Genomic DNA, 20786 nt, shown 5'->3' with positions numbered 1-20786 from the left:
AGATATGATATCCGAATCAACATAAATCCAATGAGAGGGTCACGCTACTTTGAACTGGATGCTGCACGCGGGGTTGCCCTCATCCTGATGATCCTGTATCATATCCTCTTCTGTCTGTACTTCTTTAAGACCGGGCTAGCCACTTGGTTCGATCCGTATACCATGTCGGGTGCGCCGATCGCATTCCTCTTCGTAGTGATCGCCGGCGTTTCTCTCGTTCTTTCCACTGGCCGCGAGACCAACCCGGTTCGGTCGGCGAAGAAACTATTTTTCCGTGGTCTCTATCTCCTTTGCTTTGCCGCCGTCATTACGATAGTAACCTGGCTTGTTTATCCTGCGGAATTTGTCGTATTCGGCATTCTTCATATGATCGGCATCTCCACGATCATTTCCATCCCGTTTGTTGTGATGAAAGTCAAACCGTATATCTCCCTCGTCGTTGGCCTTATCTGTATCGCCCTTTCGCCGATCGTCTCGATGCTTCGGGGACCCGCGTTTTTGATCCCGTTTGGTATTACCTACAATGGATTTGCGACTCTGGACTACGAGCCGCTCATCCCCTGGTTCGGGGTCGTTCTTCTCGGCGTGGCACTCGGATCGGTATTATACAAAGACGGCGTTCGGCATGGGATCCTCACCCGGCTTGGTGAGATGCCGCGGGTATTTACCCCGCTCTGTTTCATCGGCCGCCACACGCTGATCATCTATCTCATCCATGTTCCGGTGATCATCGGTGTTCTCTTCCTCTTCGGTCTCGTTAGCCTGTAACGATATTTTCTTTTGTCCAGGAGTAGACGTACATACCATCATGTCACAGCGAGCCGCAGATGCAGTATTTCAGGCTTTGTTCTCCCTAACGGATATCAGAGCCATTCTCCGGACTACTGCCCCGGATCATTCCCTTGACGAGGATCAGAAGGCAAAAACCGCTAAGGCCCTCGCATCGGTGGAGAAACAGATATCCATACTTAGAGAGGAGCTCTTATGAAATGTTGTGATAATATTGAGGCGCGGATGGTCGAGGAGACGTCCATCAATCTGGATCCAATCCAAGTGGGAGGCCGTCTGACGACCGAGGCGATGAAAGCGATGATATCCTGGGGTGATGGTTACTCGGTCTGTGACAATTGCAGAAAACCGTTCCGCCTGGATTATATCGAGAACCCGCCGCTGAAGGATTTCCATGTGGATGTCGCCGAGTGGCTTGGGATGGCGCAGGCACGCACGATTCCCGGAGCACGCCGCGGATTCCAGCAGGTCGCCGGCACCTATGTGGAAAAAGGCGATCCGGTCTTGATCGGTGCTCTTGCCCACTATACTTCGTATCTTTCCGTCGAACTTCAGAAAGGGGTCGTTCGCGAGATCCCCAAAACTGCCGACAACCATATCACCGCTGAGGATACCGCGAATCGGATCGAGGATGTTGTTCGTGAGTTTGGCACTGCGCCAAAGCTGCTCTTCATCGATCATGTGGATTACCAGTTCGGCAATATGCATGATGTGAAAGGTATCGTCAAGGTCGCTCATCAGTATGATGTCCCTGTTCTCTACAATGGGGTCTACACCGTGGGCATCATGCCGGTGAACGGCAAGGAGCTTGGGGTCGATTTCATCGTTGGGTCGGGTCACAAAAGTATGGCTGCCCCCGCCCCGTCGGGAATTCTCGCCGCGACCGAGGAACGTGCTGACGAGGTTTTCCGTACGACACAGATGGAGGGTGACATAACCGGACGGAAATTCGGTATCAAAGAGGTTGGCATTCTCGGCTGTTCCTTGATGGGGGCTCCTATCGTTGGACTTCTTGCTTCATTTCCGACGGTGAAGGCCCGCGTCGAACACTTTGACGAGGAGCTTGCCAATAGCCGAATCGTGGTGGAGGCTCTCAGGTCAATCGAGGGAACGAAGATCATGTCCGAGTATCCGAGAAAACACACGCTTACCCGGTTGGACACCACCGGCTCCTTTGATCAGGTCGCGCAAACCCACAAGAAGCGGGGATTTTACCTCTCAAGTGCTCTCTCCAAAAAGGGTATCACCGGCATCATTCCCGGGGCCACCAAAGTCTGGAAGATCAACACCTACGGCATGACCAGAAAACAGGCTGAATATGTTGCAGACACCTATCTTGAGATCGCCGAAACGAATGGTCTGACCATCAGTTAATTATGTTTTTTCATCTGATCGTGACCGATGACTGTAACCTCTGTTGTTCCTACTGCAGAGGAAAAATGTTCGAGGAGGAAGACCTTTGCGGAAATTCTCCCGGCACGATCGATGAAACGATTTGCGAAGATTTGGCTTATCCGCTGCGTGATCTGTATGCATTTCTTTCAAAAGATCCGCATGCCGTTCTCACGTTTATTGGGGGTGAACCGCTCATCCGATCTGATCTGGTGATGGAGATTATGGATCATGCGCCGGTGAAACGGTTCATGCTCCAGACGAACGGTACACTTCTTGGCAAGCTTCCAAAAGAATACACAAACCAGTTCGAGACTATCCTTATATCCATCGACGGGGAAAGGGCACTTACCGACGGACACCGGGGGAAGGGGATGTATGATCTGGTGCTTGGCACAGTTGATATGATCCGTTCCAACGGATTCACGGGTGAGCTTATCGCGAGAATGACCGTAGCAGAAGACACGGAGATATTTTCTGCCGTCACCCATCTTGCAGAACATTTCAGTTCTATCCACTGGCAGATGGACGCGGATTTCACCGGGGACTTCTCCCGTCGGAGGTTTGCCGAATGGAGCGAAGGGTACAATGCAGGGATTCGTCGGCTTGTTGCCGAGTGGGTCTCGCGAATCGAGACAACGGGTGTTGTTCCAAAATGGTATCCGTTTCTTTCGACGACCGAGGATCTTCTGCTTGGTCGCCCGTCAAAACTCAGATGCGGCTCGGGGTATGTGAACTACAGTGTGATGACCAACGGCCAAATCGCCCCCTGTCCGATCATGGTCGGGATGGCGGATTTTTATGCGGGCGAGATCCGTACCGCTGATCCTCTCTCCCTTCCCGAGATCCCGGTTCGTGAACCGTGTCTCTCCTGCGACATATATGGATTCTGCGGAGGGCGGTGTCTCTACTCAAACATCGTCAGACCCTGGCGTGATGGATACAGACTCGTCTGCGGCACGGTCAGAAACCTGCACGATGCCCTTGTGGAAAACCTCCCTCGTATTCGGACGATGCTGGATGATGGCTCTCTCCCCGCGGGAGCATTTGCCCACACGCGATATAACGGCTGCGAGATAATACCCTGATATCATGGACCCCATTTTCATCTGTATTTTGATCGGGACCGGCCTTCTTGCCGGATTCATGTCCGGTCTTTTGGGTGTTGGCGGCGGATTTTTATACGCACCGGTGATGTTTTTTGTTCTCCGACAGTCGGGGGTCCCGGATGATATCGCGATTCTTGTGGCATTTGGAACCAGTCTTGCAGCGGCGTTTCCGACCGTCCTTACCGGAGCAGTCAGCCACACGAAAAAAAGAAATGTGGTCTGGCGGGACGCCATTATCATGGGGCTTTGCGGCACGGTGACCGGGTTCATCGGCGGCACGGTCGCCACGTATCTTCCGGTACAGATACTCACGATCCTCTTTGGCGTGATGCTGATCCTCGGGGCGGTTCGTCTGGTGACTTGTCTCCCGTCCGGAACGGGTGAGAGAATGGCCGCTCCCCTTGCCGGGAGTATTGGTGGGACTGCCGGGTTCATGTCCGGTCTTCTGGGTGTTGGAGGCGGCACTATCCTGGTACCGCTCATGGTAATTCTGGGTAAGTTCACCATGAAAAAAGCTGCCGCGACTTCCTCTGCAGCTATTCTCTTCATCACAATCGGCGGGATCCTCTCATATCTGGTGAACGGCTTTTCTGCCGGAGTTGATCTATCCGCATATGGATTTTATCTGATTGGCTACATTGACGTCATGATGTGGGCGATTCTCGTTATCACGGCGATACCAATGGTAATTTTTGCCGTCAAGGTCTCAGGACATGTCCCGGATGTATGGCTTCGCCGGATATTTTTCATCCTGATGCTGGTAATCGCGGTCCAGATGCTGATCTCCGGATAAAAATAGAGATAATCGATTACGTGGATAAGCCGCCAACGAAGGCGTCAATCAGCTGATCCTCGTTCTTATCTTTCTTCATGATGTCCAGAACGGAAAGATATCCGTCCCGTTCTTTTAAGTTCATGCCCCCCGATGAAACAATCAGGTGGACTTTGTCTTTAGGAAGATCCTGCAGAAGTATCCGGATCGCCGGGGTGATTTTTCCGCACCACATCGGTGTTATCACGATATATTCGTCTACCGTTCCGATCTGACCGCGGGTCTGAACTGTCACATCCTTGTTCTGCATTGCGTAACGTGCTGCACGCATGTAGCCAAGAGTGCCGTCCCAGTCCATGTTGTCGGTCATCTCTACCGGTTCGACGGAGAGTTTTTTCGCGATTTTTTCAGCAATCCTCCTGCTGGTTCCAGTTCGTGAAAAGTAAATTACTGCGTATGTCATGATCCTGTCTCCGGTATCGTTACTAACTACATAACGCCACGTGCATTTAAAGGTAATTGCCAAAGGAGTTTTTTGAGCTCATATTTCCCCCATTTTTTTCGCATTTCGTGCCTTTGACCATCTCATGCGAAGAATGTTCAGTGTCACCAGACAGATGATCAGCACCAGCTTTGTCCAGATTGGGACCGGCGCGATAATTGCGATCAAAAGCAGAAGACATCCAAGAAGGGCATGTGCCAGAAGATTTTTCCAGTCGGTTAGATAGGCTGCAAGACCTTTGCCGGCTTTTTTTGCGATAGAGTTATTGTTCGTCATCGTTCTTTCCGGATACCTGTTTTCTGGGCGTTTTGGGCAAGTTTCGCAAGTATGTCGCTCATCTGGCAGATTTCCAAAGCCGTAAATCCCTCCAGCACCGTGTCGTTCCACTCCCGCATGATATCCATAAGGACGGCTTTGAAACCAGATCCCGCCTCTGTCAGACCAAAAAGAAATGACCTGCTGTCTGCTGGATTCATGGATCGTGTAACATACCCCTTGCTTTCGAGGGACTGCATTGTTCGCGTCATCACACTTTTATCATAATGCAGTTCATGAACCAGCTGGTCCTGGGTCGTTTCCGGTTCATTCTTATGAATACTGTCGAAGATCTGTCCTTCTGTCCTTCGCTCCTCTCCGCAGAGTGAGAGGAGAACCATTCCTTCAGCAGTATTGAGATTGTAGACTTTGAGGTTATTTTTCAGATATATTCTGAAATACTTGTCAAATGCCATGATGTTATGGCCGAGACCTTCCTGTATCGGTTTTTGCTGCATCAGTATAATTTAGTTGCATTTGCAACTATTTATGTGTGTTTGAAAAAAAAGGTTTATTCCTCTACCGCCTTTTCTTCTTTGATGAAGAAGCAGAGAGCTAAAATTACCACGGCCAGGATCACCGAGATCACAAACGCCATGTCAAAACCGAGTGCGAGGATGGATGGGCTGATATCTGCGGGTGTTTTATAGGTTATCCCTGAGTCCTTGACGATCGTGACGATGCCTACGATCACAATGAGGTTGTAGACTGCCACACCGATCGTCATGGGGGCATACCGCTCCAGACCGGTCAGACTTGAGACCATTCCCTGCTTGGATGCAGGAGCCGCCCCCATGATCAGCGTGGTAAGAGGCGTGACCGTCACACCAATTCCGAGACCAATCATTGAAAGTGCAGTGATGATGACCCCTAACCCAGTAACAGGGCTCAAGTGGGAGAGAAGGAAATATCCCACTCCAACCAGAACAACACCTACCATGACCATATATTTTATTTTGCCGACCAGTTTTGCATAGATCAGACCGGATAGAATGCCGGTGATCATCATCCCGACCGAGAGGCTTGTCAGGATGAGTCCCGCGTTTGAGGTCGAAAAACCGTGTATATACTCAAGGTAAAACGGGAGAATATAGTTCGCTCCGGCAAACGTGAAATAGAGCAGTGCGAAGACGATGTTCAGGACAACAAATGATCTGCTTTTGAACATGCCAAGATCAATCAGCGGGTTGTCGTAGTGCAGTTCACGCCGAATGAAGCCGCCGATAAAGATCACGGCAAGGAGGGTCGAGATGATGATTTGGGGTGAGGTCCAGCCAAGAGAGAATCCTTCCGAGAAGGCGAAGAGCAGCGCCGCAAGGCCGACAAAAATAAGGATTGCTCCGGCAGTGTCAAATCTCTTGAGAGGGCATGAATCGGGTTTGTTCTCCGGTATGACGAAAAGTCCCAGGATGACGGCAAAAATGCCGACCGGGACGTTGATGAAAAAGATCCAGTGCCAGGAAAGATACTCGGTAAGATATCCTCCAAGTGTCGGACCAAGCGCCATGCCGACGGCGGCAAAAAGCATAATGAGGGCGAGGCCTTTTGCCCGTCGGTCCCCCGGCATGAATCGGGAAAGCATGGCTGGGGCCACGACTATCATCATCCCGCCTCCTATTGCCTGGACGATTCGGGAAATCAGGAGGATATTAAACGAGTGCAGAAGGTCGGGGAAAAACCCGCAGGAAAAAGAGCCGATGACGAAGATGGCAAATCCTCCCAGAAATATTTTTTTGAGGCCGATAGTGTCGGTAATTTTCCCGATGATCAGCAGCAGGCCGGCGATGACGAGGAGATATATTGTGCTGACCCAGGCGACGGAGGAGGTGGAGAGATCGAATGCTTTCGCGATGCTTGGGAGAGCGATATTGACGATCGTCCCGTCAAGGGCTGACATGAATGAGGCGATGGATGCAACGATCAGTATGAATATCAGGGTCTTTCCTGAAGGGAGGGTATCTGTCATAATTAATAACGGTTTTTCGCTATAATAAATCAATCGAGAGGATGCTTATCCAAAGTCATTATTAGGATATCACGCATATTTGTGTGCATAATGGATGCTGTGGTTGAAGCAAAAAGAAATGCCGGGTATCGTGCGGCTGATATGGTAAAGGACGGGATGATCGTGGGGCTTGGAACGGGCTCGACGGTTTTTTTCGCGATGGAACGTCTTGGTGAGCGGATCAGGTCGGAAGGCCTGCGGATCTTTGGTGTTCCGACATCCCATCAGACGGCGATGCGTGCCGAAGAGTACGGTATTTCGCTGACGACTCTGTCTCTTCACCCGGTGCTGGATATGGCCATTGACGGGGCTGATCAGGTGACCCCGTCCAAGCAGATGATCAAAGGGCGCGGTGCGGCGCATCTCAGAGAGAAGATCGTTGCTGATGCGGCAAAACAGTTTGTTGTGGTCATTGATCAGGCAAAAGAAGTGCCCGTTCTGGACGCTATGGTCCCAATCGAGATCCTGCCGTTTGCGTACGGGAGTGTCTGCAGGAAGCTTGCTGAACTTGGCGGCAAGCCGGTTATGCGTAACGGCGTGAAAAAGGATGGCCCTGTCATTTCTGACAATGGAAATTACATATTCGACTGTGCATTCGGCAGAGTGGACGACCCTGTTTTGCTCGAGTCTGCGATCAATTCGATCCCGGGTGTGCTGGAGAACGGTATCTTTGCTAAGATGACTGAAAAGACGATCGTCATCGTCGGTAAAAGCGCCTGATACTTTTTTTAATATTTTTTTATATTGCCTAGGGAAAGCATCTGTGAAAACGAGTTGTCCCTCCCCTCTCAAAAAACGTGATTAAAACCACGCGTCCAGCGTGGCTTGTCCCTTTTTCGCGCCGAGTCGTTCAAGTCCTGCCTCCACTCTTTCTTTCGTGAACCCATGCTTCCCGCACAAAAGGTCGATGACCAACTCCGGGTCCGGCGATCTGCTCTCGATCCGGTAGGACCGCTCGACCGGTGGATCCAGAAAGTATCTGATCAGCTGATTTGGATCCGCTGCATTCTCCGACTCGTCGATCCGGTCATAGAATTTACCCTCTGCAACGATTTTCACTGCGGTTTTTGGTCCGACACCCGGCACCCCGCTGTTGTAATCCGTTCCGATCAGCAGAGCTATCTGGACCAACTCCTCTCGCGTCACCCTCATTCCTGAGAGGACCGCTTCCAGCCTGAGCCTCTCCGGATATATCGAGAATACCTTCCCGCGGATCCTTTTTTTTCCTGAAATTGTAATGTTTCGAACCAGGTCAGGAGCTCCAAACAGGAGCGAGTCATAATCCTGAGATACCGCGTAAGTCACATCCCCGTTTAATGCCATATAGGAGGATTGAGCTTCCCCTTCTTCGGGCGCTTGGATCCAGGCTATCCCAAGAGCCGAGAGAAGCTCCTTAGCTGAATCGATAATATAAGCATCGACCTTCGATGAGGCCATCGCAAACTTTCTGGCGCTCTCTTCATCTCCCTCTTTCAGTGCCTTCTCCCATGAGTCCGCGGCATTTTCCCGAACTTCACGGCGCTTTGCCAGCGTCGATGCTTTGAACACGGGGGGCTTCCCGTCAAAAACATATATGGGGGTGATATTCTTCTCGATTAGGTTCGCGTTCCGAAAAAGCAACCCGCTCAGATGGGACGTGGTCCGCCCCTCGTTGTCCATAAGGGGGGCACCGTCTGCCTGCCGTATACCTGAAAGGAACTGATACAATGCGTTGAAGGCATCGATCGCCGCAATCCCGCCGAGCCCTTCCCATCCGGGCGACTCTTTATATTCCGCAAGAAGCGGCCGGAGGGCAACACCCATCTAACGGTACATCCGCATCTTGATACTTTCGACCGCCTCGATGACCGTCTGTGAGGTGAGGTCCTGCTTGGCGATCAGTTGTCTGCCCAGATCCTCCAGATTGCTTCTCAGCATGCGCTCACGCTGAATTGCCTGCTCCTCCAGCCTGCGGAGACGGACCAGTACCTGCAGAATAAGTCCGCCGAATGCAAGAATAAGCAGCAGAATCCCGATGGAAATGATGGCATCCTGCCATAATCTGCTGACAACCACGATAGCGGATACCGCCATCAGAAGGATGAGCAGTATCTCCGGAATGATGTCGCGAACATTCATAGTTTAACTAAGGTGAGGGTTAATATTAACTTAACTATATATGAGTGAATATAATCTGCGTTCTGCTGCGTCATATGTCGGTTTGATTCTGATGATGGCGGTGACCAGCCTTCTCGCGGTCCTTCTTATTGGTCCGGTGATGGAGGCGGGTTTAGGTGCATTTGAGGATCCCGACTCTATTTTAAATGCGTTTCTGTTCATCTTTGCAATGCTGGTGGTTACCGCTGTTCTGCTTATCCTCATCAAATGGAAGGCACAGCAGATAATCAGTATCATAATCGGTTTTTCTCTGGCAGCAGTGATCTATTATGTGGTGATGGCTCTTCTGCTTCAGTTCGGACTGGGTATCTGGGCGGATGTGGGTGGTGTGATTTTCGGGATCGGGATCATCGCTCTTCTTTGGTTCTATCCTGAGTGGTACGTGATCAACATTGCCGGAATCGTAGTGGCGGCAGGATGTGCAGCCATATTTGGGGTGTCGCTCTCACTCCTCCCGGTCCTGATCCTTCTTGTTCTTCTGATGGTCTATGATTTTATCGCGGTGAAACGGTCGAAGCATATGCTGACCCTCGCCGACGGCGTGCTTCGTCAGAAGATGCCGATCATGTTTCTTGTTCCGAAGACGAAGGGCTACTCATACCGGAAGAGCGGATTTTCCATCCGTGATTCTAAAGGGGAACGCGGCGCGTATATGGTAGGTATGGGGGATGTTATCATGCCGGCGATTCTTGTGGTCTCAGCACAGGTGTTTGCCGGAGGCGAGGGTGTAATCTCGATTTTTGGTCTGTATCTTCCCGCATTAGGGGCTCTTGTCGGCGGGATTATCGGTCTTTTGATCCTTATAGTGCCGGTAAACACCGGAAAACCCCAACCGGGTCTGCCGCTGATCAACGGGTGTGCGATTATCGGTTTCTTCCTCTGCTGTCTGATAGCGGGCTCCTGGGCCTGGCTTATCTGGTAGAAATCTTTTTATACGAATTTATGTAATAGAATAGGGCACACTAGCATCGATAGTGTAGTGGTTATCACTAGGCGTTGCCAACGCCTAAACTCGGGTTCGAGTCCCGGTCGATGCATCTTTTCTTTTAGACTTTTTATCTGTCAGTTCATCGCGTGACTTATTTGTCCGCGCTCATCGAAGACAGGAAAAAAGAGGGAATATTCAGTTATTGTGTTTTCAGATATTCGTTTAGGATGGTGAGCGTCCCTTCAAGTGATCCGTCTCCAACAACGACCGGTATGACGCCTCCATCTTGCATGCGTTTTGCGGTTATTTCCCCAATAGCAGCGGGAATGATTCCGGTAAGATCAGGCAGACGTGCCTGTGAAAAAGAGTTTGCGCTGGTGAAAAGTACGATGTCCGCCCCATCCAGATCAAGGAATTCACCGGTCGGGACAAGCCCGTAGCATCGGTACTCAAAGGTCATTCCGCCTGCCTGTTCGATTGCTTCGATCAGATCCGGATTCGGCACATCCGCCCGGGGGATTCCGATCCGTTTTCCCTCGATCCACTCGCCGAGGTACGGCACGAAGTCTCGTGAATAAAATGTAGGGAGGGTTTCTGCGGCAATACCCTGATTATGCAGTATCTTTGCGGTCTGCGGTCCGATTGCGATGACACGACAGCGTTTCGTGATCTCCCGGTCAAGAAGCAGGCCGATATGTTTTGCCGGATATGCGCTCGTGAAGAAGATCGCGTCAAAATCTCCGTCATTTGCGGCAAGAACAAAGGTCTGAACAAGACTTGCCCTCAGCTCGGCCCGTAGCGGCGAGACGATCCTGGCCGAATGACCGTATCGTTCGCATAATGCCTGGTCAGTTGTACCTTTTTCCGCGAGACGGGTTATTGCAATCTGCATAGATATACCATTGTCATTTCTCAATAAAAAGTATCTCCGTTTGGTTCGGGAAATAATCATGTCCTTATAGCAGGAACTGCATATCATTATTCCATGAAAATGTTCTGGCCCGGTTCCCTTCCAATCCCGTCCGTCCGGACCATGGAGGATATGGAGAATGTGTTTGCAGTACGCCCGTCAAACCGGAATCCGGACACACCGTTATATTATATGTACCGCGACCTCTATCAAACACATGGGGATCATACCTGGTTGGAACGTCATCATCTCAGATATGATATTACCCGGATTCCCGCCGGGTTCATCAATGGAGAATATACAAAAACAAAAGGGCATTATCACCCCTCAAACGCCGCCGGGGTCCCGTATCCTGAGGTATATGAGGTCCTTTCTGGATTCGCCTATTATCTTTTACAGAAACGCGATCACACGGATGTCATACTCGTGCCGGCCCATACGGGTGACACTGTCCTTATCCCTCCCGGATATGGTCATGTAACCATTAATCCTGGCAGTGAGGATTTGATTATGGCAAATCTGGTGTCTACCGATTTTTCCAGTGAATACGGCGAGATCAACGAGATGCACGGGGCCGCATACTACTATATGAAAAAAGAGGGTTGGGTCCCTAACCCGCATTACGGCGAACAGATCCCGATGCATGTGATCCTCCCGCTTCCCCTTCCTGAGCTTGGGCTTGTTCAGGGTCGTGGTCTTTACGGCATGGTCGGAACAAATGATACTCTCGACGTGATGAACCGGCCCGAGGATTATATGGAGATCATCGGCCGGTTCTGTGCTGATAAAAAACGTTTTTGAATCAGAAGGGGATCAGTCTGAGACCTGTCGGTCTCCGGACGATCCCTTCAAATTTGTGTGCTGCGACATACTTCAGCCCTTTTGCAAATGCCTGGTCAATGAATTTCTGATCGACGGCAGCATCCACGATAATTCCCGCAGCATCATCATTCAGTTTCGGCAGGACTGCCTTGAGTTCCTGAAGTGAGTAATCGCCGATAAGGCCCGCATCTTCCGTGAGGATCCTGCTTCGGCCGGTATGTTTCATATATTCGGTATGTTCCTTGATCGTTACGGGATTCTCCGGTTTTTTGATTGGAACTGGTTCGGGCTCCGCGGGTAGCGTTATTGCCGTCTCATCTTTGATTATTGGGGCTGGTTCTGCGGAGATACGCTCCGGTTCAACCGGAGCAGCATTTTTTTCGTCTTCATCTGGAATAGGAGTGGTCTGTCCCTCTTCCCGGCCTGCCTCGATCTCGAAGACCAGATCGGAGATCGGCTCGTCCTTTTCGATGTGGTCTTTCAGGACTGACGCAGGAACCTTGTTTCTAAGCGATTTGACGATCTCCTTACGGCTCATATCCTCTACACTTCTTCTGCGTGGGGAGAATGCCACAAAGTCGATGTCGGCAACTTGGAGAAGTTCACGCAAAATCAGATCCCCTCCCCGGTCGCCGTCAACGAATACGGTGGTGTTTTTCTTATATGAAAGATCAATTACGGTATCCGGGACCTTTGTTCCCTCGACCGCCACGGTATTGTTGATGCCGCACTTCAAAAGATTCAGCACGTCTGCGCGTCCCTCAACGATGATAATAGCGTCGGAATCCAGAACGGCCGGTCCTGCGGGGAGCCGCTCCGCCCCGACCGTCGTGATTTTTTCGACTCTGCTTGCCTGCCTGACTTCGGCAAGGATGTCGTAGGTGGAGATACCTACCTCGTCAAAGGATTCCAGGAGAAGTTCCTTTGCCCGCTCGACGATCTGCCGGCGTTTGATTGCCCGGAGATCTTCTATGTTTTGGATGCGGACCGCTGCCATACAGGGACCTATGCGGTCGATCGTTTCCAGAGCTGCAGCTAATATCGCAGTTTCTGCCCGGTCGAGGGAGGAGGCGATGTAGCATTCGCCGGAAGTTTTGCCGTGCTTGCTGATGATCTGGACATCGATCCTGCCGATTCGTCCGCTCCTCTGAAGGTCGCGGAGATCCAGTTCTTCACCGAGGAGCCCCTCGGTTTGACCGAAGATAGCCCCGACTACGTCGGTTTTTTCGACCACCCCCTCCGCTTCGATATGCATATGAATGAGATATTTGATACTGTCGATTGAATACATGTAAAGCCTCCATGGATGTGTGAATGAATGTAATGAAAATCCATAGGTACGGGATATATTTATTCTTGTACTACTTAAGCAACATGTTGAAAAAAATTCATTCGATCAATTTTATCGAACGTGAAATAACTTTCCCATCCTCTTTTCTGATGATGTCGATCCGGAGGACATCTCCGGGATGAATCGTTCCATCGTTCAGATCAAAAACACCGGAGTTTTCGGGTTCCCATTCATATCCTCTAGGGCCGCTACCATATAGAAGTTGGATCCCGAAATGTTGTGTTGGAATAAATTCATCCGCTCTTAGTGTTTTGATGATGATAAACTTTTTTTCACCGTTTATATACACTTTAGCAGAGTAATCGGAATTCCAGAGCTTTTCTGTCCCGATGTTTATCAGGGTTACTTTGCTTGCAAAGGCAAATATCTCGCCGTTATAGTGATTGACCGACTCGATCGCCAGTATCTCCGGAGGGTATGAAGGCGATACTCCCGATGACGTATAATTCATGAGGCATGCGGCAATAATAGCACAAAGAATTAGCGTTAGGGCAATAAGGAGCAGCGTGGCAACAACAGGCGATACGCCGTCATCGCTTTGTTCAGACAACCTTCGTTTCATGACTGAAAAGATGAATGTCCCCTGCCATTAACCGAGCCCGTTCATCGTATGCTGTTGCATGTTCTCGCGGATCTTTGACCTGGCAGGGGGCGCCTGTGGCATGTTATGTTGTCCCGGAACTCATTTCACGCGATCGCGTATAGATTGTACGGGGGCCTAAAACATGTCTGGTATTTTCGGCACGAATACTCTGTTTGTCCTGAAAGTTATTACTCTTTTCGGCGAAGTTGACTGGCATGGGTGTTTGACCACATTCGTCCACCGCCACGGGTGAACTCCCCGTCATGCCAAGCAGAGACCCCGCCGATCACGGTTGTCGTCGGGAAAAGTCCGGGCATTCCTTCGTAGGGGGTCCAGCCGCATCTGCTGTGAAGTGATTCGCCCGATATTTTCACCGGGGTGTCGGCATACACGGCAAAATCAGCCCTTGAGCCGGGAGTAAGCGAAGGGGCAGGGATGCCGAGAATGCTGCATGGGTTCGTCACTGTTTTTGCGAGTACATCATCCAGCGTGATCTTCCGTTCAGCGACCGCGTTCATCAGCAGGGGGAGCATCGTTTCAACTCCAGGGATACCTGAAGGGGCGGCGGAGAATGCCTGTGATTTTTCTTGTATTGTGTGCGGGGCATGGTCCGATGCGATCACAGGGATCTTTGAGACGTTCTCCATGAGAAGAAGCCGCTCCTTTTTCGAGCGGAGCGGGGGGTTCATTTTCCAGAAGGTGTTTTCCGGTGTTGTCTCTTCATAGGACAAAAACAGATGGTGAGGTGCAACTTCGAAGCTGCCTTTTATTGTGTCAAACACCTCAGCGCTGCTGACATGACATATGTGCAGTTTTGCGCCTGAAGGTGCGAGATCCTGCACGAGTCGTATGGTTTTTAACTCTCCAGATATTGGACGGGAATGTGAATGTTCCGCAAGAGAGTGTACCTCTCCGTCCTTCACTTCTTCTGCATGGACGGTCACAAGCATATTGTAATCCGCAAGGATCTTCAGGGAGTCACGGATCACATCAACGGTAAGGGCATTTCCATAGCTTGAAGGTGCAGCAAACATCTCTCCGAATGCAAGGACCCCCGCCTGAATCAGACCTGGTATATCAGCATTTTCGGTAACCGAACCGTTTATCCCGAAATGGCAGAAGGATTCCTTCGAAGCTAGGGAGACCCTCTTCGTAAAGTTTTCCACAGATTCCATCGGGGGGATGGTGTTTGGCTGGTCGACGACCGTAGCTACTCCTCCTGCCGCCGCCGCCTGTGTGCCCGTTTTCCAGGTCTCTTTAGCGGCCTGACTTCCATCACGCATATGGACATGTATGTCAGTAGCGGCAGGTATGCAGAGCCGGTTTCTGCAGTTAATTACTCTTTCTGCATGTCCGGAACTTCCAATGTGGGTAATGATTCCCTGATCTATGGAGATATCTGCGATTCTTCCATCAGGCATCCGTGCATTGGAAAGAATCAGTTCGGTCATATTCAGCAAACTCTTGGAACCGGATCTCCAAGCGGCGGTTCGATGAACCGTTCGCCGCCGATCCGTGTCTGCATAACAACACCGGATCCTTCAACCACTTCACCGATGATCGCGGCATTTTTCCCGTATGGGTGGTTTTTCAGGGCGGCCAGGACACGTTCTGCCGCCTCTGGGGCGACACCCATGACACATTTTCCTTCGTTTGCGACCTGCAGAGGATCAATTCCGAGCAGTGATCCGGCGGAAGCAACGCTTTCCCTGATGGGGACGGTATCCTCGCTCACGACGACTTTTACGCCGGCTTTGCGTGCCATCTCGTTGATGCATGCGGCGAAGCCTCCGCGGGTCGGGTCCTTCATTGCGTGAATGTTATCTGTCCCGGCCGCCTTCATCGCCGCCTTGATCATCTTCCAGAGCGGGGCAACGTCGGACTTCAGCTGATCGCCAAGATCGAAACCTTCTCTGTATGAAACGATGGCGAGTCCGTGGTCGCCGAGTGTTCCTGATACGATGATCTTGTCACCGACCGTGAGGTTTTTGTCACGAATCAGGAATCCTTCGTCCTCGATCACGCCGACCCCCGCAGTGTTGATCACGATTCCGTCCAGACTTCCCTTCTCTACAACTTTCGTGTCGCCGGTGATGATCGATGCGCCGACTTCGCCTAAGGCTTCATCCATCGAAGCAACAATCTTTTCGAGATCTGCGATTGGAAATCCTTCCTCAATGATCATTGCACAGGTCAGAGCGATTGGCCGTGCACCCATTACGGCAAGATCGTTGACTGTTCCGGAGACCGCGACCCTGCCGATGTCTCCTCCGGGGAAAAAGATCGGTTTTACCACGTGCGAGTCAGTCGTTAAAACGATGGTTTTTCCTCCGACCGTGAAGGTCGAGCCGTCATCCAGCGACTCGAGGCCGATCCCGCCTGCATTATTGTTTTTGAATGCCGTGAGCGTCTGGAGAAGTTCTCCCATTACCTCTCCGCCGGCACCGTGCATCATATTTACTTCAGTATCCTTTTTCATTCAGATTCACCTGTTTCGATTTCAAGATTTTTCACCAAGATCTCTCTTCCCTGAATCATGTGGGGCAGTTTGCCGCAGTTGGGACAGACAAAGATCTCCGGCCCCTTGTATCCGCATGTGCACTCGGCAATAGGAAGAATGGTATTAAAAACGAGTTTTGTCTCCGCGAACATCGGATCGTCAGTGATAAATGTATGGAACATGAACTCCACTTGTTCAGGGTTTACCATGGCCATGGATCCGATATCCACATAAATGGTTTTCACCAGTTTTGCGTGATTCTCTTCGGCCGCCCGTTTTGAAGTCACGTATACATCGTAGGCGATCCCGGATTCATGCATGGTCCGGTTCTTCCATTGCTTTATATACTTCTTTAAACAGTTCCCGCGTCTCCAATCCTTCCTCTCGCGAGAGCCGCTGTATGGCAAACCCGACATGTACAAGAACAAACTCGCCGACTTTTACATCAACAAGATCGATGCGAACCTCCTGCTGGAGTTCACCGTAATCAACGAGTGCGACATTTCCGTCGCGGATTTCAAGAATTTCTGCGGGAACTGCGATACACATATGAAATTATATTGGTCGATAACGGAGATAAAGACAGCGAAAAGAGACTGATTCAAAATGGCGCCGAGAGGGAGATTTGAACTCCCGAGGTATTACTACCAGAGGCTTTCAAGGCCACCGCCTTTCCGGACTAGACTATCTCGGCTCCGGACCTTATGATATTAGTCGTTGTGGTAAAAATAGATTGTGTGTTGTTAAGAGGAAAAAACTGATTGCTCACTCGGAGAGTATTTTCTGGAATATCTCTCCGTCCTTTGCGATCCAGAGTTCGGCTGACAGGACAGCTTCTCGGACGAGTTTATCCATGTCAAGTTTGTTCTCCTCGGAGTCGATAAGCTCCTGAGCAGAACGTGTTGCCGGTTTTTTGGGGACCGCAAGGCATCCAGTATCGCCCGGACTTTCATGATATGTGCCGATCCGCCGGGAGATCGCCACAATCTCCTCTTTGTCATAGGTAAGGAGAGGGCGCAGGACCGTGAGCTTCACCGAGGCAGTAATCACGCCCATATTCTGTAACGTCTGGGATGCCACCTGACCGAGATTTTCTCCGGAAACGATCCCCTCCATTTTGTTTTGCTCTGCTACGCCTTCGGCCACCCGCATCATAAATCTCTTACAGAAGAGGCAGGTATAATGCCGGTCGCAGGAGTTTGTCATCGCATCGAAGAACGGTTCAAGGTTCGCGATCCAGAGGGGAATGCCGCGCCCGGGACACCAGGTGGAAAGGATCCGTACGTTGTCCATAGCCAGATACCGCGTGGCAGGCCCCGCCCATCTGCCCCCGTCCATGAAAAGACCGGAGATTATCACACCTCGTTTCATCATGAGCCATGCGGCGACAGGTGAGTCGATACCAGCTGAGAGAAGGGTCACGGCACGTCCTGCTGTTCCAAGGGGGAGACCTCCCTGTCCCGGGATCCTTTCATCGTACACGATACCTCCGTATTCCCGTGCCTCGACAAAAACTTCATATTCGGGGTCGTCCAAATCGACGACGAAATCAGGGATCTTCTCCCAGATCACATCGGCGATCATGCTGGCAAGCTGCTGGCTCGTAAATCCGCTCACATGCTGACGTCGTGCCCTGACCGCAAACCGCATACCTGGCTTAAGTTTTTTCTCAGCAAACTTGAGGGCCGTTTTTGCCATGTCTTCCGGCTGGTTTGTGGTGGTCTCGCAGATACTGACATCAACGATACCGAAGATCTTTGAAACGATCGGGGCGATTCGTTTTGTGTCGCCGAAGATCAGGATGCGGCCCCGATACTCCTCGATGGAGTAGTCGATTTTCTGTGCGTCCAGAGCCGTTTTGATGTTTCGTGTCAAGGCAAGCATGAACTGTTTTTTTACCGGTTCGCTTTTGAGCCAGAGCTCCCCGATCCGAACCATTACTGCTGTATTTTGTTCCATGAGTTTTCTCCTCCTGTTTTGTATTCTGTGAATGTTATTGTGGAAAACCCGAAGGTTTTCAGATCATCTAAATATAATTCTGCTTTGTCTCTCTCATTTTTTTCTGTTTCGATGACGGCGTGTCCTGATGAAAGACGTACACGAAGCATTTCTGAGATCCCTTTTTCCCGCAGGAACAATTCGGCTTCTGCGATTTTTTTCATGTTGTCTTCGGTGACCTCCTCGCCGAACGGAATCCGTGTAGCAAGACACGAAGATGAGGGAATTATCGTGACGCCAAGTTCCTTTGCTAGTGAGTAAATCTCTTTTTTTCCGATACCTGCCAATGCAAACGGACTGATGATACCAAGTTCCATTAGGGCTTTTCTCCCGGGTCGGTCTTCTGCGGAGTCGTCCGCATGTGTCCCGTCACAGACTGTTTTTCCGTCAGCAAATTCGAGAAGTGCGGTCATGATGAGTTTTTTGCAGATATAACACCGGTTCGGCGGGTTGAACCACAGACGTTCATCGGATAACACAGAAACGTCGATGACGGTCCAGTCTACGCCGAGCTTTCGTGCGAACTTCTCTGCCCGTGTAACTTCTTCGGGCACGGTAAACTCAGATCGGATCGTGATAGCGGAAACCGGCAGTCTCTCTTTGACGAATGCAGCGAGCAGAGTCATACTGTCTGTCCCTCCTGAGAGGGCGACAAGTGCGGGCGAATTTTCTTTCAGGATCTCTGATAGTGTCATCTCTGATCAATAACCCGAAGTTTTCTGACAGCATGTGAGCTTTTCGCAAAGTATGCCGAGAGGAAGAAGGCGAACTCGGGCGACCATATCTCCTCGCCTACGAGTACTTTGTATCCTTCTTCCATAGACATTCTCACATGTTTTCCGATAGAACCGGAGAGAATTTTCTGTGGATCTGCCAGAAGGTCAAAGGCATGTGTGTATTTGCGAGTGACCTCGGTGTAATACCGGTCCTCACTGATCCACGGCCCTGCGTGCTCATTTTCCCGGAGATATTTTTCCACGAAACTGTCCGCATTGTCATGCACCCAGACGGGCGGTCCTTCCCGAAGGATGATCGACGGGAGGGTCGCAACAAGCAGTTCGAAGAGGATAAGGCAGCGTTCAGTCCCCATCGCCACTTCCGCCCGATGAACGGGAAAGTCTTCGCCGACCAGCTGATTTTTGATGGATTCCATCGTTTTTCTCAGTTGAGGGACGACCGTGTCTGGAACGTATGCCGGGGTCTTAAAGGATAAGGCCAGCATTGTGGTTCCGCGTTTTTCCAGTGTCTCTGTGAATTCCTGCTTTGAGATCGACGTGGGTGCATCCGGGATGAAGTAACATGGATCCGGTTTGGCGCAGTAGTCCCGGGCAAGCTCCATGAACTCGGAGAAGCGTGTCGGTGTTAATGCTGCCGCCACATTTCTGGCTTTATCGGTCGGATCAATGACAATCAGCGGTTCGGAGAACAGTTTTCTTATCGTTTTTTTGTCCGGGTAGAATCCTTCGATGTCGATGACCTCTCCATAACGGAACGTTGCTGCGGCCTGGAGAAGTTCGGTAAATCCGCCGTATGCGAGGATGAGCAGTTCGCAGAGGTATCCGGAGAATCCACCGGTCATATGGTCTGATCCGTATACTCCTCCGCCTTTTGCAAACTGTTTCATAAGGAGGACGTCGTCCCGGAGGCTTCCGATTCGGTCAAGCAGGTATCTGGTGTGGAATGGTGTCCGGTCGACTGCACATTTCATCTCTGCGGTCGATGCAACATGGTAGCAGGGGACCAGATCCACATCGAATCCATCGATAACGGCATTCAGGTAGGGATGTTCGGCATACTTCTCTTCGGATGAGCCGTTGAACATTTCCACCACGCCGTATGCAGCGGCAAGTCCTTTTTCCTGCAGTTCATCCCGGGATAGTGAAGGAGGAAACAGCATGAAGATGTCGATGTCTTTGTCTCCGCGTACCCACGTTCCTCGTGCCACGGACCCTGTCATCATTGCCGGCACGCCGGCGATCCGGACCACTGCATCGATGAGTTTTTGCCCCATTTCCTGAACTTCGCGCCGCTCCTCATCCGCCGGTCGAACGTTCTCTAATACCTCCTCTTCTATTTTATCTCTCATAACTTCACCCGGGCAAGTGTGGTATATATTGATCCTTTGGAGGTTAATGTACTCTGCTTTAGGAGTATCTCATCTATCATACATGTGCCAAACTCCTTATCTTGGAGTATGTCTGTCTTTGCCGCAAGATCGGGTGCGTATTCCTTTATTCGTGCAAGGGTGATGTGGGGGGAAAACGGTCGTGTTTCCTTTGGAAATCCGAGCGGGAGCAGGAATCCGTCGATCTGTTTTGCAAGAGCTGCACAGGATCCCTGATCGGTCACCTCAGCTTTGATTACCCGCTGACCAAACGTACTGACCCGTGCTGCGGTCAACTGGAATGGTGTGCCCTTCACTTTTTCCAGAGTAGTGGCGATCTTTGGAATGCTGCTCGTTTGGACCTCTCCCAAAAACTTCAGCGTGATATGCATTTGATCTGCTGTTGGCAGAGTCAGTCGTGCATTTGATTCCCGAAGCGACATTCCGGCTTGTTCCAGTCTATCTCTTATCTCTTCGGCAGGTTCAACTGCTATAAATACCCGTACCATTCTAGGTGAATATTTGCTTCTCATGCATTATGATAGTTAC

At 50.8% G+C, this 20786-nt stretch carries 25 protein-coding genes and 2 tRNA genes; 9 read left to right on the top strand and 18 right to left on the bottom strand.

What is annotated here, in order from left to right; all coding sequences use genetic code 11:
* Positions 1–30 precede the first annotated feature (30 nt).
* From Q7J08_RS05690 to Q7J08_RS05670, 5 genes are read left to right on the top strand one after another with little or no spacing between them, the layout of a single operon-like run.
* The gene (locus Q7J08_RS05690; protein WP_304910727.1) at positions 31–768 is read left to right on the top strand and encodes a heparan-alpha-glucosaminide N-acetyltransferase; all 738 of its coding nucleotides are present in this window, start codon (positions 31–33) and stop codon (positions 766–768) included.
* 40 nt (positions 769–808) lie between these two features.
* Positions 809–988: a hypothetical protein gene (locus tag Q7J08_RS05685; RefSeq protein WP_048061965.1), complete on the top strand. Its 180-nt coding sequence runs from the start codon at positions 809–811 to the stop codon at positions 986–988.
* Positions 985–2163, top strand: a complete 1179-nt coding sequence (pscS, locus tag Q7J08_RS05680) for an O-phospho-L-seryl-tRNA:Cys-tRNA synthase (RefSeq protein ID WP_304910726.1) — start codon at positions 985–987, stop codon at positions 2161–2163. The genes Q7J08_RS05685 and pscS overlap by 4 nt, the downstream gene beginning before the upstream one ends.
* Positions 2164–2165: 2 nt before the next feature.
* Entirely contained in the window at positions 2166–3269 is a 1104-nt protein-coding gene (locus Q7J08_RS05675) for a TIGR04084 family radical SAM/SPASM domain-containing protein (protein ID WP_304910725.1), read from the top strand.
* A 4-nt stretch (positions 3270–3273) separates the two neighbouring features.
* Positions 3274–4083 carry a sulfite exporter TauE/SafE family protein gene (locus Q7J08_RS05670; protein ID WP_304910724.1) on the top strand — a complete coding sequence of 270 codons (810 nt, stop codon included), beginning with the start codon at positions 3274–3276 and terminating at the stop codon, positions 4081–4083.
* A 16-nt stretch (positions 4084–4099) separates the two neighbouring features.
* On the opposite strand, the gene Q7J08_RS05665 is transcribed toward Q7J08_RS05670, so the two are convergent.
* From Q7J08_RS05665 to Q7J08_RS05650, 4 genes are all read right to left on the bottom strand, one after another.
* Complete coding sequence (locus Q7J08_RS05665; protein WP_304910723.1) at positions 4100–4525, bottom strand: hypothetical protein; 426 nt, start codon at positions 4523–4525, stop codon at positions 4100–4102.
* Positions 4526–4603: 78 nt separating this feature from the next.
* On the bottom strand, positions 4604–4840 hold the full coding sequence (locus Q7J08_RS05660; RefSeq protein WP_304910722.1) for a hypothetical protein: 237 nt from the start codon (positions 4838–4840) through the stop codon (positions 4604–4606).
* Positions 4837–5337 carry a MarR family winged helix-turn-helix transcriptional regulator gene (locus tag Q7J08_RS05655; protein WP_304910721.1) on the bottom strand — a complete coding sequence of 167 codons (501 nt, stop codon included), beginning with the start codon at positions 5335–5337 and terminating at the stop codon, positions 4837–4839. The genes Q7J08_RS05660 and Q7J08_RS05655 overlap by 4 nt, the downstream gene beginning before the upstream one ends.
* 53 nt (positions 5338–5390) lie before the next feature.
* Complete coding sequence (locus tag Q7J08_RS05650) at positions 5391–6845, bottom strand: DHA2 family efflux MFS transporter permease subunit (protein WP_304910720.1); 1455 nt, start codon at positions 6843–6845, stop codon at positions 5391–5393.
* Between the two features lie 90 nt (positions 6846–6935).
* Between Q7J08_RS05650 and rpiA the strand changes: the two genes are divergently transcribed.
* Complete coding sequence (rpiA, locus tag Q7J08_RS05645) at positions 6936–7604, top strand: ribose-5-phosphate isomerase RpiA (RefSeq protein WP_304910719.1); 669 nt, start codon at positions 6936–6938, stop codon at positions 7602–7604.
* Positions 7605–7685: 81 nt separating this feature from the next.
* Here rpiA and fen read toward each other — a convergent pair whose 3' ends face one another.
* Together fen and Q7J08_RS05635 are read right to left on the bottom strand one after the other, a co-directional pair.
* Entirely contained in the window at positions 7686–8687 is a 1002-nt protein-coding gene (fen, locus tag Q7J08_RS05640) for a flap endonuclease-1 (RefSeq protein WP_304910718.1), read from the bottom strand.
* Positions 8688–9002, bottom strand: coding sequence for a hypothetical protein (locus Q7J08_RS05635; RefSeq protein WP_304910717.1), 315 nt, complete (start codon positions 9000–9002; stop codon positions 8688–8690).
* 40 nt (positions 9003–9042) lie between these two features.
* Here Q7J08_RS05635 and Q7J08_RS05630 point away from each other — a divergent pair, with 40 nt between their 5' ends.
* A complete protein-coding gene (locus tag Q7J08_RS05630) occupies positions 9043–9963 on the top strand; it encodes a presenilin family intramembrane aspartyl protease PSH (protein WP_304910716.1) in 921 nt (306 codons plus the stop codon).
* A 43-nt stretch (positions 9964–10006) separates the two neighbouring features.
* Positions 10007–10078 (top strand) — tRNA-Gly (locus Q7J08_RS05625).
* 90 nt (positions 10079–10168) lie between these two features.
* On the opposite strand, the gene Q7J08_RS05620 is transcribed toward Q7J08_RS05625, so the two are convergent.
* Positions 10169–10861, bottom strand: coding sequence for a uroporphyrinogen-III synthase (locus Q7J08_RS05620; RefSeq protein WP_304910715.1), 693 nt, complete (start codon positions 10859–10861; stop codon positions 10169–10171).
* A 93-nt stretch (positions 10862–10954) separates the two neighbouring features.
* Between Q7J08_RS05620 and Q7J08_RS05615 the strand changes: the two genes are divergently transcribed.
* Positions 10955–11680, top strand: a complete 726-nt coding sequence (locus tag Q7J08_RS05615) for a glucose-6-phosphate isomerase family protein (protein ID WP_304910714.1) — start codon at positions 10955–10957, stop codon at positions 11678–11680.
* 1 nt (position 11681) lies between these two features.
* Here the strand turns inward: Q7J08_RS05615 and dnaG are convergent, their stop codons facing one another.
* The 11 genes from dnaG to thpR form a co-directional block, all read right to left on the bottom strand.
* A complete protein-coding gene (gene dnaG, locus Q7J08_RS05610; RefSeq protein ID WP_304910713.1) occupies positions 11682–12992 on the bottom strand; it encodes a DNA primase DnaG in 1311 nt (436 codons plus the stop codon).
* Between the two features lie 97 nt (positions 12993–13089).
* Positions 13090–13614, bottom strand: a complete 525-nt coding sequence (locus tag Q7J08_RS05605) for a type IV pilin (RefSeq protein WP_304910712.1) — start codon at positions 13612–13614, stop codon at positions 13090–13092.
* 209 nt (positions 13615–13823) lie between these two features.
* Positions 13824–15086, bottom strand: coding sequence for a dihydroorotase (pyrC, locus tag Q7J08_RS05600; protein ID WP_304910711.1), 1263 nt, complete (start codon positions 15084–15086; stop codon positions 13824–13826).
* A gap of 2 nt (positions 15087–15088) precedes the next feature.
* Positions 15089–16114, bottom strand: coding sequence for a hydrogenase expression/formation protein HypE (hypE, locus tag Q7J08_RS05595; RefSeq protein ID WP_304910710.1), 1026 nt, complete (start codon positions 16112–16114; stop codon positions 15089–15091).
* Entirely contained in the window at positions 16111–16455 is a 345-nt protein-coding gene (locus Q7J08_RS05590) for a hydrogenase maturation nickel metallochaperone HypA (RefSeq protein WP_304910709.1), read from the bottom strand. The genes hypE and Q7J08_RS05590 overlap by 4 nt, the downstream gene beginning before the upstream one ends.
* Positions 16448–16684 carry a HypC/HybG/HupF family hydrogenase formation chaperone gene (locus Q7J08_RS05585; protein WP_304910708.1) on the bottom strand — a complete coding sequence of 79 codons (237 nt, stop codon included), beginning with the start codon at positions 16682–16684 and terminating at the stop codon, positions 16448–16450. The genes Q7J08_RS05590 and Q7J08_RS05585 overlap by 8 nt, the downstream gene beginning before the upstream one ends.
* 58 nt (positions 16685–16742) lie before the next feature.
* Positions 16743–16829: transfer RNA gene (locus Q7J08_RS05580), tRNA-Ser, on the bottom strand.
* A gap of 71 nt (positions 16830–16900) precedes the next feature.
* Complete coding sequence (thiI, locus tag Q7J08_RS05575) at positions 16901–18094, bottom strand: tRNA uracil 4-sulfurtransferase ThiI (RefSeq protein ID WP_304910707.1); 1194 nt, start codon at positions 18092–18094, stop codon at positions 16901–16903.
* Positions 18073–18828 carry an ATP-dependent sacrificial sulfur transferase LarE gene (larE, locus tag Q7J08_RS05570; protein ID WP_304910706.1) on the bottom strand — a complete coding sequence of 252 codons (756 nt, stop codon included), beginning with the start codon at positions 18826–18828 and terminating at the stop codon, positions 18073–18075. The genes thiI and larE overlap by 22 nt, the downstream gene beginning before the upstream one ends.
* Positions 18825–20219, bottom strand: a complete 1395-nt coding sequence (cca, locus tag Q7J08_RS05565; RefSeq protein ID WP_304910705.1) for a CCA tRNA nucleotidyltransferase — start codon at positions 20217–20219, stop codon at positions 18825–18827. The genes larE and cca overlap by 4 nt, the downstream gene beginning before the upstream one ends.
* Positions 20216–20746 (bottom strand): RNA 2',3'-cyclic phosphodiesterase, encoded by a 531-nt coding sequence (gene thpR / locus Q7J08_RS05560; protein WP_304910704.1) that lies wholly within the window; start codon positions 20744–20746, stop codon positions 20216–20218. Before thpR ends, cca begins: the two co-directional genes overlap by 4 nt.
* Positions 20747–20786: the final 40 nt, after the last annotated feature.

Origin of the sequence: Methanocorpusculum sp., assembly GCF_030655665.1 — an archaeon.
Classification (GTDB): Archaea; Halobacteriota; Methanomicrobia; order Methanomicrobiales; family Methanocorpusculaceae; genus Methanocorpusculum.
This window is presented reverse-complemented; position numbering and strand designations above follow the sequence as displayed.